We start from the raw sequence: 21,459 nt of genomic DNA on the forward strand, positions 1-21,459 counted from the left end.
GCAGTCCTCGGGGCAGGGTGGCGGTCAGGTCAGGCCAGTGCCAGGAGGGTCACGGGCAGGGGGATCAGGGCGTAGCCATAGAGCGTGGTGCCCAATGCCTGGGCAGAAACCTCAACCAGCGCGAAAGGTTTTTGCGGGGTACCGGAAGGCGCTTGATAAGTGGCGCTGGACTCAGTAAATGCGCTGATCGTGCCTTCACCGGCAACCACTGACCACGAAGTGCTTTTAAGCCCCGCGGCCAGTGTGCCCGGTACCTTGAGGCTCACCTGGCCATTGGAAAAGTCGCTCTTCTCATGGTCGATTTGCAGCCCGACACTGCTGAGCTTTACGCTGATCTGGTAAGCGGTTGCGCTGGCCCCACCCGCAGTGGCGGTGACTTCATCCACCATCACGTTACCGTCGTAGGCCGCCGGCGCGGTGTAGTCGGCTTTGCCGCCCGTGCCGGCGCTCACCGTGCCCGACTTGGCGTGCCATTGCAGGTCACCTCCGGCCAGGGCCGCACCGCTCAAGTTCGCTGTGGTGCCCCCCGGGGGCAGAAGCCGCACCACCGGGTTGACCGAAACACCGTCGAGGCCGATGGTCACCAGGGCATAGCTGGTGGCATTACCGAGCTTGGCCACCACCCGCACCCGCGCGAAACGCCGCCCGCCTTCCAGCGAGCTGGGCGCGGTGTATTTGCCGGCGGTGGTGATGCTGCCTGTGTTGCTGCCCGCGCCATCGGCCCATTCCAGGCTGAAGGTGGGGGCGGTGCCACCGCCCCAGGTGAAGGTTTGCGAGGCGCCGGCGCTCAACACCGGCTCGAGTGGGCTCAGCGCCAGGGTAGTCAACGCGGGGGCCACGTCGCCCCACAGGAGCATGTCGCCAGGGACGCTCGCGCCCTTAAGGGCCAATGGGTTTTGGCTGCGGAACAGCAGGTTGCCGAGGTGGGCGGTATTGAAGTTTTTGAAGGCGCCTAAAAAAGCTTGTGTGACGAGCGGCAGGAGCACATTTTTAACACGATGCTCTAACGCGCCCATGAAGGCTTGCGTGCGCTCATTGTCGAGTGGTTTCTCAAAGGTGATGTTTTGGTCAGTCGAAAAAGGGGTGGCGAACTCCAGCTTTCCGCCCTGCAAAGACATATTGAACGGCGTTGAATAACTGAACGAACCTGTGCCCCTGGCAAATTCCAGGCTGTTGTCCTTGCGAATGTTCGTATCAAAGCGGAAGTGCTGACCTTGCCAACTAAGCTCCAGATGCTTGTCGATAACTTTGACGGTCAACTCCCCAAGCAGCCAGCGACCCTCGTCAAGTTCTTTGACATTGAAAGGAAACGCCAATATGTTCCAGCTCACCGTATAACCGTCGGACTCGTCTTGCTCGTTGCCGCTCTGCCACCAGGCCTCATCATTCAACTCCAACTGTTTGAAAGCGCCGTTGGCTGTCAATACCGGCGAGAAGGCGGCTTGCCCCCCCTCCGCCCCCCTTATGTTCCCCATCGCCTGCGCGCCCGCCCCGGCAATGCTGCGCATGATGAACTCATGCCCCAGCACCAACATCGCATCGTGCGACCCCGGCTGAAGCAGGTACTTCCAGTCTCCCCCCTCCACCGGCAAACTGCCCGCGGGGTTACCCTTCATCGCCACGAACATCAGGATGGCACCGTCGCCAGCGTTGCTGGCGTTGGCCAGCTTGGCCCCCGGCGCGGCCTGGCTACGGATGCGCAGCGTCTCCGGCTGAATCAGGTCCGAAGCGCCGTAGCTGGCGTATCCCAAGGGAAAGCGGGTCTGGGCATCCGCCATGGCCTTGAACTTCAGCAAGATCGCATTGCCATCCAGGCTTTGCTCCACCGGGCTCGCAGTGGCGTCCAGGGTGGGCCGCTGGCCGTCCTTGAGGTCCAGTACCACTTCATGGCGGCTCTGGGTGAGTGTGTTGTCTTTCAGTTCTATCGTGGCGGTATAGGTATGCCCGGTCAGCGGGTTGATCTGGTAGATCGTACTCAAGCTCCCCAGCGCAACCGACTCGCCCTTCCACTCCAGGTAAGTTCCGCCCACGGCGCGCAGGGTCATCGTGACTTGGCCGTTTTCGAGGCTGGCGTTTTCGAACGACACCCGTGGGTGGTCGAAGCGGTAATCGAGAAATTGCTGGACCGCGCCGGTCAGTTTGGTCTCTTCGGTGATCGCCGGCAGGTAACTGCTGCTGTTGAAACGTTCGATATATTCCTGAAGCAACAGCTGGTTGGCCTTGGCCTGGTCCACTGCCATGATGGCGTCCCAGCCCAAAGTGCGCGGTTTCTCGCCGAACCAGGTCTCTAGGTTTGCAATGCTTTCGTAGAGTTCACTCATGATGGCTGCCCTCCTCGGGCTGGCGTGCGTCATTGCCGGCTTCGGCGATCAGGTGCTCACCGGCGCGGACGATGGTGGTGGCTTGGCCGGCGTCGAGCAGGGTGTGCAGTTGGCCGTCGCGGTAGAAGCGGCCTTCCCGCGGCGTGGTATTGGCGGCTTCGGCGCGGGCGCTGATCACGTCGAGTGGGTCGTAGTGGTAGTAGCTGGGGGTTTCGCCAGGCAAGGCACTGACTGCCACCAGCCGGCCGAGTGCGTCGTAGTTAAAAGCACGGCCTGATTCGTCGTTGAGCAGGTTGCCGTCGTCGTCGTAATTCAGCTCCACCTGGGCGGGGTAGCCATCGCCGCTGTTGCTGTTGGTGATCTTCACCAGTTGCGCGGGGTCCTGCTCGCTGTAGGCGTACTGCGCGATGTTCTGCCCGCCGTTCCAGGAGGTGACCACCCGGGTGTGGTTATCCAACCCGTCGACGATGAAGTTCTGCCCGGTCATCTGATGCCCGTAAGGGTCCAGCGGGCATTCATCGCCCTGGCAGGTGTAGGCCTGCAGGTGCCCGCGGCGGTCATAGGCGAAGGTTTCTTCGCGCAGCAGCGGCGCCTGCTCGCCCTCGCCAGCGCGCAGGGTTTTGCGCACGATGCGGTCCATCTCGTCATAGGCCTGGGTGAGCTGGTCGGTACCACTGTCGTAGCGGAACACCCGCGAGATCTCGCGGCCATAGGCGTCGTAAGCGAGCTCGGTGGTGAGGTTGCTGCCTTCGGCGCGGTCATGGGTCGCCACGCTATGCACCCTGCCCAAAGCGTCGTAACTCAGGGTGCAGGCCAGCATACCCAGCGTTGTGCCGCCCAGGCGGCCAACGCTGTCATAGCGGTAGGTTTGCGCCTGGCCGACCACATCGGTGTAGCTGAGCAAGCGCTCGCCCACGCTGTAGGCGTAGCTCATGGCCTTTTGCTCAGTACCGTGCAGGCGGGTTTCGGTCTTGAGCCGGCCGTTGCTGTGGTAAGTACGCTGCAGCAGCGTTTGCTCGCCGCGCCGGCAGGCGATCAGGCGCGCGTCGAGCGGGTCGTAGTCGTACGCCTCGGTGAGGGTTTCGGCCTGTACCGCCTGGCCCAGGTCGACCACTCGGCGGATCGGCTGGTCGCCCAGGCGCGGCTGATATTCGTACTTCAGCTCCGCGCCGCGCGGGGTGGTTACGCTGTCGGGGCGGGTTTGCCCAGGAAGATAGGTGAACGTGCGCTTGCGCCCGCCGGTCACCGCCTCGGTCATCCGCCCCAGGCCGTCGAAGGCCTGGGTGCCGAGCAGGTTGACCTTGCTGCCGACCTTCACGCTGATCGAGGTCGGCCAGTCCTGGTCGCTGTGGGCGGCATACTCGCGGGTGACCACCGCGCCGTCCTGCAGGGTGGTGGTCAAGCTGCGGTCAAAACCGTCGTAGGTAAAGCGGGTGGTGTACTCGGTGGTGCCGGTTTTCTCCACCTCCAGCACCTTGCGGCCGAGGCCGTCGTAACCGTAACGGTGAATGCTGTAGGGCAAGCTTTGGGGGTTCTCATAGGCGGCCAGGCTCTCATAACGCGCCACCCGCAACGGGTTATCGAAGGCATCGAGCCAGGTCACCTGCACACCGCTGGCCAGTGCGCCACCGGTTTGCCGCTGCACCTGCACCTGGGTGACCTCCGGCTGGCCCTCGAGCGTGGCACGCACGGTGCTGTCGTGGTGGGTCACGCCGTCGGCGCTGACGGTCGTGGCGCGGTCGCCCCAGTCGTTGTAGGTGTAGGTTTCTTGCAGTTCAAGCATTTCGCCGTTTGCCAGGCAATCGTCGAACTCGCTGGCGCTCTGCAGTTGGCCAAGGCCATCGTAGCTGGCCTGGTACACGGTTTGCGGCACTTCACTGCCCGGCTCGTAGCGGTCTACCTGCAGCGGCTGGCCGAGGCCATCGACCCAGGTGACCTCGCGCACGCCTTTTACATCGGTAACCGTTTGGCTGGCGCGCTGGCCGGCGCTGGCGACCATGCCATAGGCATAGCGCTTGGTGGCTTCCTGGGGGGTGTCGGGGGCGATGGTTTCGCTGATCACCCGCTGCAAGCGGTCATAGGCACGGCGGATGTCGACGTCTTCTTCGCTCTGCTGATCACGCTCCAGCAGCATCAAGCCATTGAGGATCGACTGCTCGCTCAAGCGCACCTTTTCGGTACCGTCATGGCCCGTGGTGGTTTCGGTGGTTTTCAGCACGGTGCCGGTCCCCCAGCTGCCGTTGGTTTTCTCGTAAGTCAAACCCAGGGAGGTGGTGAGCTGGCCGTAGCTCACCTCGGTTTTTTGCAAGCGGCCAAGGGTCAGGGCGTTCCCCGTGTCGGCGTAGTAGCTGTAGGCAGTTTCACGCAGCGCCTCGGCTTGCCCCTGCTCGGCGAGGGTCTCGCTCGCCGGCAGCACTTCGCCCTTGCCCTCGCTGGCGGCCAGGGCGGGCTGCAAGCTGTAGGTGGTGGTGGTCACCCGCACCGGCGCGCCGGGTTCAGCCTGGCTGGCCGGGGCCACGCTGCGGGTGTGTTCGTAGCGGGTAAAGCCCCAAGGGTCTGCCGGGCATCCTGGGCTGGCCTGTTTGCCGGGGTAATAGGTGTAGGTGGTCACCACGCCAGTGGCAGCGGTTTCCTGGAGCAGGTTGCCTTCGCCGTCATAGGCGGTGGCGGTGGTCTCGCTGGCCTGCCGCTGGTTGCCGATCGCCCAGGTGGTGGTTTGGCTGGCGGGCAACTGGAATTGCGCGGGCAACTGGCTGATCGGCTTGCCAAACTCGCCGTGGTAGGTGGTGGTGGCCCGGCGCGCGTGCTCGTTCTGGGTGGTCAGCTCTTCGGTCAACAGGTGCAAGGCGTTGTAGGTGCGTTTGACCGTACGGGTCACGCCGCTGCCGGCATGGGTGGCGGTGCTGCTGTACTCATAGCTGCTTTGGGTGCGGTACAGTACATAGAGGTTGTCTTCGCTTTCGGTCCAGGCGGTCAGGCCGTTGTAGCCGAGGAAGTTGTTGTCGGACCAGGCATAGGTCACCTCGCGTGGCGTGGTGCCCGCCAGCGTGGGGTAAGTGATGTGCCGCTGCACCCTGGGCAGGCGCGGCTTGGCGTTGGCCGGCACGCCGTGACCGAGGCTGTGGTAGGTCACGGTTTCGCGGCCACCGGTGGGGGTGTCGAGTTGGCTCACGCACAGGTAGTCCCCCTCGTTGTACTGAATGCGCCAACTGGCGGCAGGCTCGGTGGGCAGCACCAGCTCAGTGAGCTTGCGTGCAAGAAAGTTGAACACGAAGCGCGCCGCCTCAGCCTCGCCGCTCACCTCCAGGCGCAGCACCGTTTGGCTGGTGCCGTGGTCGAGTTGCAACAGCACCCGGCCGCTGTCGTCCACGACTCGCTGCAGCCGGGGGTTGCCATTGAACGGAGCATAGGTCAAGTCGGCGCCATGCCCGCGGGGGGTTTCGATACGCCGTGGCACGGCCAGGCTACCGAAGCCGGGGTTGCCGAGGTATTCCACCTGGCCGTCGCGGTGTACCAGCCGGTACTGGCCGGTGCCCAGGCGAAACAAGCGGAAGCTCGGCAGCTTTTGTTCGGCCATCACCAGCTCATCGCTGCCGCTGACCGTGCCGGTGATGCGGTAGCTTTCGCCATTGTTCACGCGCACGGTGCCCAGGCCGCCGCTGGCGCTGTCGACATGGCTGAGGTTCAGCGACCAGCCGATGCCGAAGCCAGTGTCCAGTGGCGCCAGCGGGCTGAAGCTCAAGCTCAGTGGCAACAGCGGCCCGGCCAGGTCGTTGGCGGCCACACCGGGCAACTCCAGCGCCAGGGTGTACTGGCCGGTGCGCGGGTCAACGCCGCCCTGCACGTAGCTCAGGAAGTTGAACGCATTGGAGTGCAGCGCTGCGGCGGGTGCCGCCTGCGCGGTGGCGCTGGCCTTTTTTTGCCATATCAGAGAGTCGCGGTTGGCAGTGCTACCGCCGCTGTCGCCGGGCAGGCCCACGCTGCCGTGATACAGCGTGCCGTACTCATCGCGCACGCTGAACACTGGGCCCTCCAGCGAAAGCTTTTCCCTGAGGGCCTTGAGCTTCTCAACGAGATCGGCATCGGTATCGCCCGGCCATTGCCAAGGCATGTCGCGCATTTGCTCAAGGGTAAACAACACTTTGCCGGCGCTGGGCGTGACGCTTGGCGGCAGCGCGGACCATAGCGGCACCGGCCCCTGCAGCGGCCCGCGGGCCGGCGCCGGTTGTGGTTCAACGTGATCCGGGCGCAGCAGGGCATTGAGCTCGAGCAGTGGTTCGCCCAGTGCCAAGGCATAGCCGCCTTCGCCGTTGGGCTCGGCGAAACTGGTGTAGCTGAAACCGCCCTCGCCGAGGTAGTCACTTTCCCACCGGGCCATGTTCAGGCTGCCAGTGGCCTTGACAAAACGCAGGTTCAATGGGGTTTGGCTACCGGTGTAAGCCTCCAGTTCATAGTACGTGCTACTGGCATCGGACATGCCATAGTCCAGTTGCAGGCTACCGCTGGAGGTGTCCTTCACCACCTGGCCCTTCCAGTCGACGACGGGGAGGGACGTTTTATAGCCGAGGTAGAAGTTCGGCTCGGGCTGCCACTGCGCGGTGACGGTGACGATCCCTTTAGCGGCCGTAATGACCCGTGACTCGAAGGATTGGCTGTTACTAGAGGTGAAGCGCGCAAACAAATCCCATTTTTTATTGCCCACCACATTCACGTACAGCGTCACCCTACGGGTGCTTTGCTCGTTACCATCATCATCGGCCAATGGACGGCCACTCTCCTGGGTAGCGGTACCAGCCAATACATAGGAATTGCGATCCGGCGTGTAGGCCAGCGAAACACCGGGAACCTCGATGCCCTCGGCCCCCGGGGCGAGTTTCAAAATCGCCTGATTATTCGATTGGTCAACCAGCTCGAGGGTGTCGAGTTCCTCTTGGCTGATGGGGTTGTAATAGCTGATGCCCCCCTCAATGACGGCAGAGGTCACGATCTCGACCTGTACCTGGATCTGCTGGTAGCCATTGCCATACGCCGCGCCCTGGCTCGGGATAGCCGCCCCCACGGCGATGACTGTGAACTGGGAGAGCGTTTCCCAATGAGTGGGGATGGTCTTGGCCGCCGGGCGAGTGTGCACCACGATATGGCCGTTCAGTAAGGTGCCGAATACTTTCACCCCCAGATGGATCACATCGGCGCTGTGCTTGACCGTGGCCGGCGGGGTGTAAACGATGGCATCGCCCTCGACCACGACACTGCCGCCCTCCGGGTTGACCACCCGCGCCGTGAGGTCATCTTCGTGCAGCTGCGCCATTACCATCGGCTGGCCGTCGCTGCGCCGCGCGCCGTTCAAGCCGAAGCGTATCGGCGGCCCGCCGGCGGCGACGTTCAGGGCGTAGTTCCGCGGCAGGGTAAAACCCGGCGGCGCCCCCAGCAGGATGATCGCCGCCTCACTGGCGCTGCCCGGGGCGCCGGCGATGTTGGCGCTGACGTAATCGACCGCCACGTAGTCATTCAGGCTGGCCGGTGGCTGGTAGCGCGCGGTGCCGGCGCTGCTCTGCTCACTCAAGCGCCCCAGTGCTGGCGTTTGCCATTGCACGCTCTGCCCAGGGGCGACCGCGCGCAGGCTCAGCCCGGCTGCTTGCCCCCCCAGGTGCTGCACAAATACCCGGCCAGGCTGCAGGATAGGGCTGGCTTGGGTGTACACCCAGGCCAGGGCGGTCTGTTCACGCGTGCCCTGGCTCTGGTTGACCCGTACCGAGCTCACGCCGGTTTCTGCGGCCAACGCCGAGGTATTGGCGGCGGTATAGAAGCCCGCCTGGTTCACAGTGCCCGCGGCGCTGCCGAACACCTGGGCGCCGGCTTGCCAGCGCGCGGTGGCGTTGGCCAAACCGGCACGCGCAGCAAAGTCACGCGTGCCACCAGCGACCAAGGTGCTTTGCGCCGGCTCCAGGCGCAGGCTTCCATCGGGCTGCAGGCTACCGGCGAACAACAGGTCGAACGGCGTACGCTGTTGCCCAGCCTGGTAGGCCAAGCTGCCGGCGCGCAGGCCCGTGAGCACGCCGGGCAGGCGCCCGCCGTAGAGCCAACGCCCCAGCCCCTGGCGCAGCAGCAGCGTGGCGTGGTAGCTGTCCTGGCCATCGGGGATCAGGTAGGGCAGGCCGCTGGCCGGGTCCGGCAGGCCGCCGCTGCCCTGGTCACTGAAGGCCAACATCACCAGGGCCGCGCCGCCATCGCCCTGCTCGCCAGTGTTCTGGTAAGTCAACACCTGCGCGCTGTGCACATCCCATTGCTCAGTGGTGCCGTGCGCTAGGGTGAGCAGCGGGAACACCGTGGTCGGCAGCGCCGGTACCGCGGCCGTGCCGGCTTCATCACGCAGGTAAGCCAACAGCTGTTCGCCCAGGTGGATCTGCTCCAAATCGATGGCCGAGAGGTTGCACAGCGGGTCACGGGCGTCGCTGCCCAAATCCAGTACCAACTGCCAGCCGAATGGCTGCTGCAGCAGGCGCAAGTCGGTGGTCCATTGCACCCAAAGGCCTTGCGCCGGCGATACCGCGTCGATCGACAACAGGCCAGCCTGGCTGCCGCCTACCAACACGCTGACCAGGTTGCCCGCCACCAGCGGGATGCGCACCCTGACCGCGGCGCGGCCCAAGTGGCTGCCGGCGAACGACAACTCCGGCAGGCCAAAACACAGGCCGCTGGCGTGGATCTTCGCCGCGCCTGTGCGGTTGATTTCCAGCTCGCCGTTGAACGGCCGGGCGAAGCCGTCGAGGCGTTGGGTCACTGCATGGACCAACGCATCCTGCAACTGCGCCTGGCTGACCGCCAGCAGCGCGTCCCAGCCGAAGGTCCAGGTTTTCCCCGCAAGTGCTTTTTCCAGGGCATCCAGGTTCATAGCAGGCTCCTGTGGCAGTTCATCCACCAGTTGAAATGAGGTTCTTTGGGTCAGCGCCGGGGCATCGCCGCCCAGTTGCACGATCACGTTCACGTCCAGTTGTTGCGGGCGCTTCAAGGTCTCGAGAAAGCTCACCGGCAGCTCCCCGGTGACCGCCGAGGGGTTGCTCGGCGCGGCAGCGTCGAAGATCGTGTGGGCCAACGGGCTCGTGCCGCTGGCCGGGAGGCCGCTGGCGACGATGCTGACCGGCTGCCCAGCGAAGTAGAACGGCCACGGCGGTTGCTGAAAGGTCGCCTTGCCGTTGTGCTGGCTGCGCAGGGCACTGATGGACATGGCAGAGCCGCCAGGTACTTCATTGCAACGGATCGCCTGCAGGCTGCCGAGCGGCAATGGCAAGACCTTGAAGTGGTAGGCCGGCGAGGTCCGCGCCTGGCCATCGAGAACAACGCTGTAGTGCACCGGGTACAGGCCGCCTATACCCGGGACCAGGTATTGCGCGGGTATAGTGAAAACACCCTCGCTGGCCGGAACATCGGTGCTGTACTCGCCGCCCTCGGGGTGCCCCTGGTAATGCACCGTCAATTTCGAGGGCACCCCCGGCAGCGCGGGGATCAACACGCTCACCCCTCTGATCGCGCTGGCCGCGGGTACCTCGGCGCTGTCGCTGGCTTCCTTGACCGACGGCGCCTGCAGCGGGGCGGCGTTGCGCAGGTGCAGTACCTTAGCCTGGCTGTGAGCGGCCGCGCCGGGGCGGGCCCATTGCCAGGCCAGCGAGGCATCGCCGCCCAAACCAGCACTGAGCACTGCCGTTTCGATGCGCACCCACACCTCGCCGGTATGCAATACGCTGGCATCCACGCGGCCGTGCAGGGTGCGCGAAGCGGCCTGGTCCTTGCCACGCCAGTGCAGCAGCCAAGTGTCACCGTCCTCCAGCCCGGCAGGCAGGGGCAGGCGCACGCGCAACCCGTTCGGGTAGTCGCCAGGGTCCAGGGTATCGCCGGGTACGTCGGGCAACTCGGCATCGGCCAGCCAGCCGGCTTGGCTGGGCTGCTCGGCAATCACCTGATAGTGCTGCGCCGCCAGCTTGGTTTTTGTATCCGGCAGGCCGCTCGCATGGGTGATGGTGGCATAGGCCGCCAGGGTACTAATCCCGGTCAGCACACTGGTATCGGTCTCCCACTGCACGGCCTGGCCCAGGTTGGCCGCGGTCACCTGGTAGGGCTCCTCCGGCAACGCGTACTCTGAGCTGGTACCCGGGCCCAGCACCACCTGCAAGGCCACCGTATCCCCCGGTTGCATGGCCGCGTAGGCGGCCATGGCCCAGCGCAGGGTGGGCCCGGTGATCAAGTCGAGGTCAAGAGTCAGGCCATTTGCCTGGCTCGGCATCACCACCGGCGGCGGGCAACCCAAGCGAAACCGCCGGCGCAGGCTGGGCTCACCATCGGCCTCGTAGTGCAACCAGATCCAACGATCCAGCGCGGCCAGCGCCGTCTCTGCGGGTACGGGGATCAGCAGCCCCTTCTTGTCGATGATTTCCTCCGGGTCGACCGGAAGAGCGCGGATGTAATCCCCGGAACTGGGATCATCCTGGCCCACCCGCCAGATCAAGGTAACGACTTTGGTATTGGCCAAACCAGCGAAGTTGACCCAGACCTTGATCACCCCGCTGTCAGGTTTGTCCGGATCCCGACTATAGCGATCGTAATCCAGCGCCATCACGGTGAGATCCAACCCTTCGATCGTGGGATAATCCAGTGCCATCGCCGGCGCTCCTTGTGGTCGGGCAATGGGGCCACTGTGCAAGAGCCCAGCGCGGCAGGTAACTAGTAGATTTACTAGGTCAACGCGGGAGGAACGGTTATTTTCAGCGCGAACTCATCGGTAACTGCTCGCCCTGGCAAAGTTGCTAGGTTTACAGCCCGTTCGCACTTTGTTTGAGTGAAAGCCTCTTGGCGGCCGGGTAACTCGTGCCCGGGCGTTTACGCTCTTCATTCTTTGATCCCGGTGATGCCATGGCTGAAAACCTGTCTTCCGCGACCCAGAACTTCGCCAGTGCCGCCAGTGGCGGCGTTGATCCGCGCACGGGCCTTTATCACTTCAACGTGACGGTGCCGATGGCGCCGGCCAATGACCTGGCCGGGCCGGACTTCAGCCTGGTGCTCAGCTTCAGCCCGCTGGGTAACGACGATTGGGGCTACGGCCAGGGCTGGGCACCCAACCTCAGCCGGCTGCACACCACGGCGCCGCGCACCCTGGCCTTGAGCACTGGCGAGCGTTTTGCCATTGGCGCGCAAACAGGCGGCGAGCCTCAGGTGTTTCAATCCCACTTGAAGTCGTTCAGGTTGTTTCGCGACGACAGCCAGCACGCGCGGGTGGTGCACCGTGACGGGCGGGTCGAGCATTTGAGCAGCCCAGGCTTTGGCGAGTACCTGGTGCCGACCGTGATCGAGGGCCCGAACGGCCGCTGGATTGCCCTGGAATACACCCCGGACAACGGCCGCGCTCGGCTGGTGCGCATCGTCGATGAATACGCCACGGAGCTGCTGCGCCTCGCCAAGGCCGGCAGCGACCTGCTGCTGCACGTACCTAGCGAAACCGAGGATTTTTATTACCGGATGGCCTTCCAGGGTGGCCGCCTGCACACCCTCACCCTGCCACCGAGCATCGGTGGCCAGTGGGCCTTCAGCTACTACGACAACGCCAACTACCCGACCATCAGCCAAGTGCAGCAACCGCTGGGCGCGATCGAGCAAATGCTGTACCACGGCGTGCACAAAGTACCCGGCGGGCGCCCCGACCTGCCGCGGGTGACCCAGTACACCCTGCTCCCCACACCCGGCGCCGAGCCGGTGGTACAGGCCTTCAGCTACAGCGCCCAGGAAAAAAACTTCCTTGGCTACAACGAAATCACCAGTTGGCCAGCCGACGGCACCGAGCCGTTGTACAAGGTACGCAGCGACTACCAATACAGCACCACCATCCGCCAACAGCACGCTGGCAAAACCCGCACCGTGCAGCGTACCTACAACCGCTTCCACCTGCCGTTGAGCGAAGTCACCCAACAGGGCGACTGCACCTTCACCCGAACCACCGATTACGGCGACCTCACCGGGAAAAACTTCGATGAGTTGCCCGGGACCTTCCAACTGGCGAAAAAACTCACCTCTCGCTGGCACCAGCCGGCGACACCGGAGCGGCCCGAACAGGCCCGTGAGGAAACCACCCGCACCGAATACGATGAGCATGGCAACGTGACCTTGCAGGTCGAGCCCAGCGGCGTGCAGACCGCCTTCACCTACTATGCCGCCACCGGTGAGGACGGCTGCCCGGCAGACCCCTGGGGCTTTGTGCGGCACATCAAGGCCAGCACCCGCAGCCCTGCGCCCGCGGCGCCGGAACAGCACATCGACGGCGGCGGGGTGGTGGAGGTGACCGAATACCGCTACACCGCCTTGCCCCTGCCGGCCCTGGCGCAAAAACAACTGACCCGCCAGGTACCTGGTGCTCAGGCTACGAGCAACTACCTGCTGGTAGAGCAGGTCAACACACTGGTGCAAAGCGCCGATGGCACGCAACTGGCGAGCCAGGCGGTGGACTACACCTATCACGCCGATGCCACTGACCGCGTCAGCTTTGGCCGCCTGGACGCTCGCACCGCCCGCTATAACGGCCACAGCAGTACCCAAAGCAACCGCTATGAGCGGCTCGATGGGCGGCTGAAAACCACCGTCGAGCAAACCAACAGCGACGGCACCACCACCACCACGGTTGTGCAGCAGTGCCTGCTCACAGCCCGAACCCTGGCCGCCGAGGATGCCCTGGGGGTGGCCACGGCCTCCCGCTACGATGGCCTGGGCCGCCTGCTGGCGTTGACCATCGCCCCGGGTGACAAAGAGATCGAGGCCACACGCCGGTTCAGCTACAGCCTCTACACCCCGCCCGCCGGCACGGTGCCCTATGTGTTGGCCGAACACACCGAAACCAGCGCCGCGGGCGTGTGCCGGCGGGTCAAGGTCGATGGCCTTGGCCGCCCGCTGGAGCGCCACCTCGATGAAGGCTGGGGCGAGGCGGCCAGCAGCACCTGTGAGTGGGAGGGCCGCTACAACGCGCTGGGCCAGCTCGAAGAGGAAACCGAATACGACAACGTCGACAGCAGCGGCCCGGCGCGCGCGCTGACCACGACCCATGAGTACGATGACTGGGGCCAGCGCTGCGCCAGCACCGGCCCCGATGGGGTACGCCGGGTCAGCGCTACCAGCCCCTTCGGCGCCGCCGGCCCGGTGGTGCGCAGCTGGCGGCAGGCCGCGGGCGGTGACGAAAGCGCCACTGACGGCGTGACCGAAACCGAGTACAACGCTTTCGGCAAGGCGGCAGTGACCTCCACCTATGACGCCAGCGGTACCCTGGCCGAGAAGCGCACCTACCATTACGACGGCCTCGGGCAACTGCTGCGGGAGGTACAGTGGTATAGCGTGTGGCTGGACGACGGCAGCGACTACGGCGAACGCACCACCGCCTACAGCTACGATGCCTGGGGCCGCACCCAACTGATCACCCTGGCCAATGGTGACCTGGTGGGCCAGGGCTACCCGGAGCACACCCCGCAGGCGATGCTCGCCACACTCAGCCATGGGCGCAATGCCAACGCCCTCACCGAGCTGGCCAGCCGAGGGTTCGACCAACTGGGCCGGGTGACGCAAACCACCATCGGCAAGCGCACCGTGGCGTACCGCTACAGTGGCGCCCACCCAGCGCCCGAAGAGATCACGCTCGCCGATGGCAGCCTGTTGGGCTACACCTACCGCCCGGCCTTGAGCCAAGGCCCGCAAACCCTCAGTGCCAATAACCAGCATTACAGCTTTGGCTATGACTCAGTCACCGGCCGGCTGCAGAGGGCTGGGCCGCAGGCCTCCCACCAGGGCCAGGCTGCGGCCATCGATTGCACCTACGGTTACAACCGGCTGGGCCAACTGATCGAAGAAACCCGTGAGGGCAGCACCTACACCAGTACCTACGGCCACAGCGTGCAAGGCCGCCGCCTATGGCGGGAAGACAGCGGTATGGGCCGTAGCCTGTGGGCCTACGATGGCGCCGGGCGGCTGGAGCGCCACAGCGCCAATGGCACCGTCGCCAGCCAAGGCTATGACCGCTTCGGCCGGGTGGCGGAGCAGCTCTGCGCCGGCGTGCAAGTGAAACTGACCTACGATGGGCTCGGCCGCGAAGCCGAGCGTGAGCACCTTGAAGCCGCCAGTGGCAACACGCTGCGCAAGCAGGTACTGCATTGGCATGGTGACGGCACCTTGGCCGGGCGCGATACGTATAGCGGCGCTAGCACGGCGCCAGCGCTCAGCGAACGCTTTAGCTACGACCGGCGCAACCGCCTGCAAGCCCATACGTGCAGTGGCGAGCCGGCCTGGCTGCCGCGGGACCGGTTTGGCGCGGCGTATACCTCGCAGGTGTTCATGCTCGATACCCTGGATAACGTCGTCCGCCTGGTGACCACCCTCGCCGAAGGAGGGGCCTCGGTCAGCGCCTTCAGCTACTCCGCCAGCGACCCCTGCCAACTGGCCAGTGCCACCCATACCCAACCCAACAAACCGACGCTGCAGGAAACCTTCAGCTACGATGCCAACGGCCAGATGACCGGCCGCACCCTGGACAACGCCACCACCACCCTGGAGTACGATAGCCTCGGCCGCCTCGCCGCCCTGACCGACGCCGCCGGGCGCAGCACCTACCATTACGACCCCCATGGCAGCCTGTGCGCGGTGGAGCATGGCGGGCAGCGCCAGGCGCGCTTCTACGAGGGCTACAGGTTGGACCACACCCGCGAAGGCAGCGGCCAGCAACGTTACCTGAGCACCGCCGGTACCCCGTTGGCACTGCTCGACGGCAGCGGCGAGGCCAGCGCGCTGCTCAGCGACAGCGCCGGTAGCGTGACCGGCCAATGGCAGGCCAACCGCCTCAGCCGCGCGGTGTACAGCGCTTACGGCAGCCATCACCAGGCCGAAGGCAGCGCCAGCCACGCGCTGGGGTTCAATGGCGAACCCCGTGACGCCGCCCGCGACGCCTACCTGCTCGGGCGCGGCTACCGGCTGTACCTGCCGGGGTTGATGAGCTTCAACCGCCCCGACAGCGAAAGCCCGTTCGGCGCGGGCGGGCTGAACCCCTACCGCTACGCCCAAGGCAACCCGATCATGTTGCACGACCCCAGCGGCCACGCGCCGATGCCGATCTGGACCGCCGCCAACCTGCCCTATTACATTGCCCCGGAGAAGCCGGCCGAAGGCGGTGGCGGCTTGCTGGGCTCGTTGTTCAACATGCTCACCCTGGGTTTTATCGCCTGGGAGGCGGTGAGCGTGGTGCAGATGATCATCGGCGTGGTCACCGCCCCCTTGGGCGGCGCCGCGCTGGCCCTGGCCGGTTCCGCCGCGGTGGCGGCAGCCGCGCTGGGCACCGGCATCGCCTCATTGGTCGACCCAGACAACGATGCCCTGATGTGGGTTTCGATCGGCCTGGGGATTGGCTCGATGGCGGTGAGCAAGGGGGTCGAGAAAGCCATCGGGGGGGCGGGCAAGGCTGGGGCCAGGCGGGCGTCGAGTACGGCGGATGTGGGTTCCAGGCGCTCATCGGTCAGCGCTGTCGAATTGTCCGACGAAGTTGCGGCGAGCGTATCCTCACGATCAAGCGTGAGTGGGGCCAGCGTTTCACGCCGCGCATCGAATGCAAGCCAGGTAAGCCAAGGGCAAGCACTCGATTCAGCCGAAGATTTGCTAGAGGGTCACTTCAGGACCGTTAAGGTTGTAGTTGAACCACCACCACGTTCGCCGACCCCAAGCGTTGATTACTCCCGCAGCAGCATCAGCAGCAGTGGTTCAGGCACTAGCAACTACTCCACTGCGCCATTGCCGCCCCCAAGCCCCCCAAAACAGCCACTGGCAAACACTGGCCAGGCACGTAGCCCCTATATGGACGCCGCCGCGCGTGCTGTAAGGAATGAAAACGGCCCAAGCCCTATACACGTGGCGAGCGCAACGCTGGATCCCGCGGTAGTACGCGGCTAGCCCCCCAAACTCAGACCCGCGCCGATACCCACCCCTCGCCACACCCTCTACTCTCCCACCCCGCGGCACCGGCCCCCCCGGTGCCGCCGGGGGGCGGCTGTCGCCTCCTGTACCGTTTACAGGAGTTCTTCCCACATGAAACGCCTTATTCTGGGCCTGCCCTTGCTCGCCCTGGCCAGCGCCGCGCAGGCCAACACCGGCACCATCAACTTCACCGGCGAAATCCTCTCCGGGGGCACCTGCCCGATCGAAATCATTGCCCCCGGCGGCGGCAGCAACGGCACCGTGGAAATGGGCGAGGCCTATGCGTCGGACTTCCGCGGCGCCGGCACCGAGCACAACAACCGCACGTTCAACCTGCGCGTAACCGACCCGACCCAATGCACCGGCTGGGACCCTAGCAACCCTGACCAGAACGCCGCGGTGGTCAAGTTCGACGGCCGCCACGGCGGCGCCAGTGGCGACACGTTGTTTGCCTTGAACCCCGACAACAGCCCGGCCGGCGGCATCGCCTTGGGTATCCGCGATGCCAGCGGCAAGCTGGTCGGCCATGGCGCGCGGTCCGAGGAATACGCCCTCAACGCCAGCGGCAACACCGACCTGAACTTCACCGCCCACTACCGCTCGACCGCCGCCACGGTCACGCCGGGCCATGCCAACGCCGACGTCAGCCTTGAAGTGATCGTCAACTGACGCCTCACCGGGGCGGCCACGCTGCCCCTTCCGTTGCCGCGTAATTGCCGAGCCCTACCATGCCTAATTTTCGTTTGAGCGCAGCCATGCCGGCCTGCGCCGCGGCGTTGCTGGCGTTGCTGGCCACTTCCGCCCAGGCCGCGCTGAGCATCAGCGCCACCCGCGTGATCCTGGCGCAAGACAAACGCAGCGCCGCGCTGATCGTGCGCAACCCCAGCCGCGAAGCCTACGCCGCCCAGGTGTGGGTCAACACCGGCGCCGACGACACCCATACACCGGTGCCGCTGCTACCGGCGCCGGGGCTGTTCCGGCTAGAGCCGGGCCAGGAGCAGATGGTCACCCTCAACCGCCTGCCCCACGACCTGCCCACCGATCGGGAGAGCGTGTTCTGGTTCAACCTGCAGGAAATCCCCCAGGCAACCGCCGAGCCAGGCAACCGCCTGCGCCTGGCCCTGCGCACCCGCATCAAGGTGTTCCTGCGCCCCACCGCGCTGCGCAACCAAGACCCCACCGAGCAACTGCCGCAACTGCGCTGGCGGCGGGTACAGGAAGGCGGCCAAGCCTGGCTGCAGGTGGATAACCCCACGCCGTTCCATTACTCGTTTCGCCTGCTCAAGCTCAGTGGGCCGAACGGTGAGTACGCCCTGACCACCGCGCCGATGGCCGAGCCCTTCAGCCAGCGCCGCTACCCCCTGCCGCAAAACGTCGGCAGCCCGGCGCGGCTGGCGCTGTCGGTGATCAACGACTACGGCGGCGACACCCCCGCCGTGACCCTGCCGCTGCCCGAAGGGCCCTGAGCCCGCCACACCGGTTTGAAAGGACGCCCATGAACCTACCCCTCCCCCCTGGCCAGGCAGGCCGGGCCGCCGTGCGCGCGCGGCTGCCACTGGCCGGGCTGCTGCTCGGCCTGGCCGGCACGGCCCAGGCCAGCACTGGTGCAGGCTTTGACCCAGCGTTTTTGCGCGCCACCCCCGGCTACCCCGAGGGCACCGCCGCCACCAGCCTGGCCAGCCTCGCCGAGGGCGACAGCCTGCCCGAGGGCCGCTATCGCTTCAGCGTATACCTCAACGACGAACCTCTGGGCGCGCAGGAGCTGGCCCTGGAACGCGGCGCCGATGGCCGCCTGCTGCCCTGCCTGAGCCGCGCCTGGCTGGTCGAGGCCGGCGTGCAGCCACAGGCGCTGGACGCCTTGGCGCAGTGCACCGGGCTGATGCAGGCGATCGAAGGCAGCCGGGTCGCCCTCGACACCCAGCGTTTCACCCTCACCCTGCAGGTGCCTCAGGCCGCCATGCAGGTGCGCCGGTTGGGCGCCACCCAACCCCATGAATGGGACAGCGGGGTGAGCGCGGCCTTCGTCAACTACCAGGCCTCGCTCAGCCACGCGCGCAGCCGCTACGGCGGCAGCAGCCCGCAACATGCGCTGTACCTCAACGGCGGCGCCAACCTCGGGGACTGGCGCCTGCGCACCAGCCAGGCGCTGAGCGACAGTGGCCAGCGCTGGCAACGCCACACCACTTACGCCCAGCGCGACATCAGCCCGTGGCGCTCGACCCTGACCCTGGGCGAAACCTTCAGCGGCGGCGAGGTGTTTCGCAGCGTGCCGCTGCGCGGGGTACAACTGGCCACGGAAATGGACATGCTGCCCGACGTGCTGCAAGCCTATGCGCCGGTGATCCGCGGCATCGCCAAGGACCGCGCGCGGGTAGAGGTGCGGCAGAACGGCTACCTGCTCTACACCACCACGGTCAGCCCCGGGCCGTTCACCCTCGACGACCTCTCGGTGACCGGCAGCGGTGAGCTGGAGGTGCGGGTGATCGAAGAAGACGGCAGCGAGGCGAACTTCACCCAAGCCTACTCGACCCTCGGCAACCTGCTACGTGATGGCGTGTGGCGCTATTCCGCGGCGGTCGGGCAATACGTGCCGGCCGGGGCAGCCCTGAGCCGGCCCATGCTGGCCCAGGCGACCTTGGCCCGCGGCCTGCCGGAGCGCTGGACGCTCTACGGCGGTGGCCAGGCTGCCGGCTTCTACCATGCCGGCAGCCTCGGCCTGGCGCGCGACCTCGGCGCCTTCGGCGCGCTGGCAGGGGACCTGACCCACTCGCAAACCCCGGGCCTGCAGGGCATGAGCTACGCGCTGCGCTACGGCAAAGCCTTCGCCAGCCGCACCCAATTGCGCTTCGCCGGCTACCGCTACTCCACCGAAGGCTTTCGCGAATTCGACGAAGCGGTGCGCGACCGCCACGCCAGCACCGCCTTGGGCTCGCGCCGCAGCCGCCTGGAAGCGGCGCTGTACCAAGGGGTGGGCGAGCGCTCCAGCCTGAACCTGACCTACAGCCAGGAGCGCTACTGGGGTGCCGAGCGCCAGCGGCGGCAATTCCAGGGCTCGTTCAACACGCGCTGGCGCGAGCTGTCGATCAGCCTGTACGCGGCGCAAACCTTCGATGAGCGCCGGCGTGAGATCCACCACTGGGGCCTGGGCCTGACCCTGCCACTGGGCACGCCCCGCGCCAGCAGCCTCAGCTACGATGCCCAACACAGCGGTGAACGCCTGAGCCAACGCGCCTCACTCAACGGCCGCGCCCAAGGCCTGCCGCTGAGCTGGCGCGCCGCGGTGGCCCACAACGACAGCCAGGGCAGCCAGGGTTCGGCCTCGGCCAACTGGCAAAGCCAGGCCTTCAACCTGGGGCTGGGCGCCAGCGCCGGCGCCCGTTACCAAAGCGTGTCGCTCAATGCCAGCGGCGCCTGGGTGGCGCACGCCGGTACGCTGATCGCCGGCCCTTACCTGGGAGAAACCTTCGGCATCGTCGAGGTGCCGGGCATCGCCGGCGTGGGCGTGAGCAACAGCGCCAGTAAAACCAACGCCCAAGGCCTGGCCCTGGCGCCCTACCTGCGGCCTTACCGGCGCAACAGCGTGCGCCTCGACACCAGTGAGCTGGGCCCCGACGTTGAGATCGCCAACGGCCTGGCGCAACTGGTGCCGCGCCGCGGCGCGGTGACCAAGGTGCGCTTCGAGGGCCGCCAGGTGCGCCGGCTGTTGCTCACCGCCCACGCCGCCGATGGCCAGCCGTTACCGTTTGGCGCCGAACTGCTTGGCCGCGACGGCGGCACTCTGGGCATTCTCGGGCAAGCCGGCCAGGCGCTGCTCGAAAGCGATGGCCAGCCCTTGAGGTTGCTGGTGCGTTGGGGCGCCAGCGCCGGCGAGCGCTGCTGGCTCGCCCTCGACCCGGCCCAGGCCAAACACCACCAGGGCTTCGAAACCCACCACGCCACGTGCACCGACTAGCCCTTCAGGCAGGACCCACCCATGTTCAAACCCAGCCTCACTCTGCTGGCGGCGCTGGCCACCAGCACTCTGCCCCTGCCCACAGCGGCCAATGACTATCCCGTAGGCCCGGGTTGTTTCTGGCGCAACGACTCTGGCCCGACCGATCTGATCCTGCGGATCCCCGATACTCTGTACGTTGAAAGCACCCAGGCCGATGGCAGTTTGATTGGCGGCCAAAGCTACAACCTGCGTGCCACCGCCGCGTCGCCCAGCCACTGGAAGTGCTATAACCGTGACAGCGACACTCCTGTCATCAACACCCTGACCGTCGACGCGCTGCAACCGCCAGCGGTTCTCAACGCCACGGCCAGTGGCGGCGGCAACCGTACGCTGCCGCCAGCAGACAAAATCCGGCAAACCTCAGTGCCAGGCATCGGCGCCGCGATCGACTGGGGCAGCCGGTTCAGCGGCGGCAACGCTGACAGCTTCGACGCCAATGGCCCGGCCATGGCGCCCTTTGTGGCCCAGCAACGCCTGCGCAGAGCCCACGACATCGGCTTCATCCCCAACCAGTTCTGGGTGGTCCATCTGGTCAAGACCGGGCCGCTGGAGCCCGGGCGCTACCGTCTGGACCCGGGCCAGAAGCAGTTCAGCAGCCGCCTCAGCCCTTTTGCCGGGCAGATCAGCGACCTCTGGGAGATGGGCCTGAGCGCCGAGATCGTGGTGACCGGCTGCGGCACCGCGCCCACCCCGATCAGCCCCAACCCGGTCGACCTGGGCAGCCACGACCTGGCCAGCTTCGCCCAGGGTAGCTACACGCCGGCGGTGCCCTTCACGCTCAACCTCACCGGCTGCCTGAAGCCGCCGGCGGGCAGCGTACTGGGCATCTACGTGCAACTGGACCCCGCCGAAGGCTCGGCGCCGCTCGACCCGGACAGCGGCCTGTTCAGCCTGGGCCATGGCGCCACGGCGCAGAACGTCGGGGTGCAGATGCTGCGCGCCGATGCCCGCACGCCGATGCCATTGGCCCGCAAGGAGCGGATGAACACAGTGGCCGACGGCGACCTGGCGCTGGGCTTCAATGCGCGCCTGGCGAAACTCGCCGACCCAGTGAAGGCGGGCAAGGTGCAAGCTGCCTTGAAGTTTACCGTCACGTACGAGTGAGCGCCCTGGCGCCTTCGGGGGCCGGGCACAACAGCGGGGCAATAAGGGGGGGTAAACAGG

The 21,459-nt window shown here is 66.1% G+C and carries 7 protein-coding genes; 5 read left to right on the top strand and 2 right to left on the bottom strand.

The features are described 5' to 3' along the window. Positions 1–29 precede the first annotated feature (29 nt). Together ACFZCE_RS10600 and ACFZCE_RS10605 are read right to left on the bottom strand one after the other, a co-directional pair. The gene (locus ACFZCE_RS10600) at positions 30–2,321 is read right to left on the bottom strand and encodes a hypothetical protein (RefSeq protein ID WP_390938716.1); all 2,292 of its coding nucleotides are present in this window, start codon (positions 2,319–2,321) and stop codon (positions 30–32) included. Next, positions 2,314–10,974 (bottom strand): hypothetical protein, encoded by an 8,661-nt coding sequence (locus tag ACFZCE_RS10605; protein WP_390938718.1) that lies wholly within the window; start codon positions 10,972–10,974, stop codon positions 2,314–2,316. Before ACFZCE_RS10605 ends, ACFZCE_RS10600 begins: the two co-directional genes overlap by 8 nt. Positions 10,975–11,225: 251 nt before the next feature. Here ACFZCE_RS10605 and ACFZCE_RS10610 point away from each other — a divergent pair, with 251 nt between their 5' ends. The 5 genes from ACFZCE_RS10610 to ACFZCE_RS10630 all read left to right on the top strand — a co-directional run bounded on the left by ACFZCE_RS10610 (position 11,226) and on the right by ACFZCE_RS10630 (position 21,399). After that, positions 11,226–16,277: an RHS repeat-associated core domain-containing protein gene (locus ACFZCE_RS10610; RefSeq protein ID WP_390938720.1), complete on the top strand. Its 5,052-nt coding sequence runs from the start codon at positions 11,226–11,228 to the stop codon at positions 16,275–16,277. A gap of 135 nt (positions 16,278–16,412) precedes the next feature. Further along, positions 16,413–16,970 carry a fimbrial protein gene (locus ACFZCE_RS10615; protein ID WP_390938722.1) on the top strand — a complete coding sequence of 186 codons (558 nt, stop codon included), beginning with the start codon at positions 16,413–16,415 and terminating at the stop codon, positions 16,968–16,970. Positions 16,971–17,029: 59 nt separating this feature from the next. Then, positions 17,030–17,767, top strand: a complete 738-nt coding sequence (locus ACFZCE_RS10620) for a fimbria/pilus periplasmic chaperone (protein WP_390938724.1) — start codon at positions 17,030–17,032, stop codon at positions 17,765–17,767. Between the two features lie 29 nt (positions 17,768–17,796). Continuing rightward, a complete protein-coding gene (locus tag ACFZCE_RS10625; protein WP_390938726.1) occupies positions 17,797–20,253 on the top strand; it encodes a fimbria/pilus outer membrane usher protein in 2,457 nt (818 codons plus the stop codon). A 21-nt stretch (positions 20,254–20,274) separates the two neighbouring features. Then, on the top strand, positions 20,275–21,399 hold the full coding sequence (locus tag ACFZCE_RS10630) for a fimbrial protein (RefSeq protein WP_390938728.1): 1,125 nt from the start codon (positions 20,275–20,277) through the stop codon (positions 21,397–21,399). Positions 21,400–21,459 lie beyond the last annotated feature (60 nt).

The organism is Pseudomonas sp. NPDC007930, from assembly GCF_042958985.1.
Lineage (GTDB): Bacteria > Pseudomonadota > Gammaproteobacteria > Pseudomonadales > Pseudomonadaceae > Aquipseudomonas.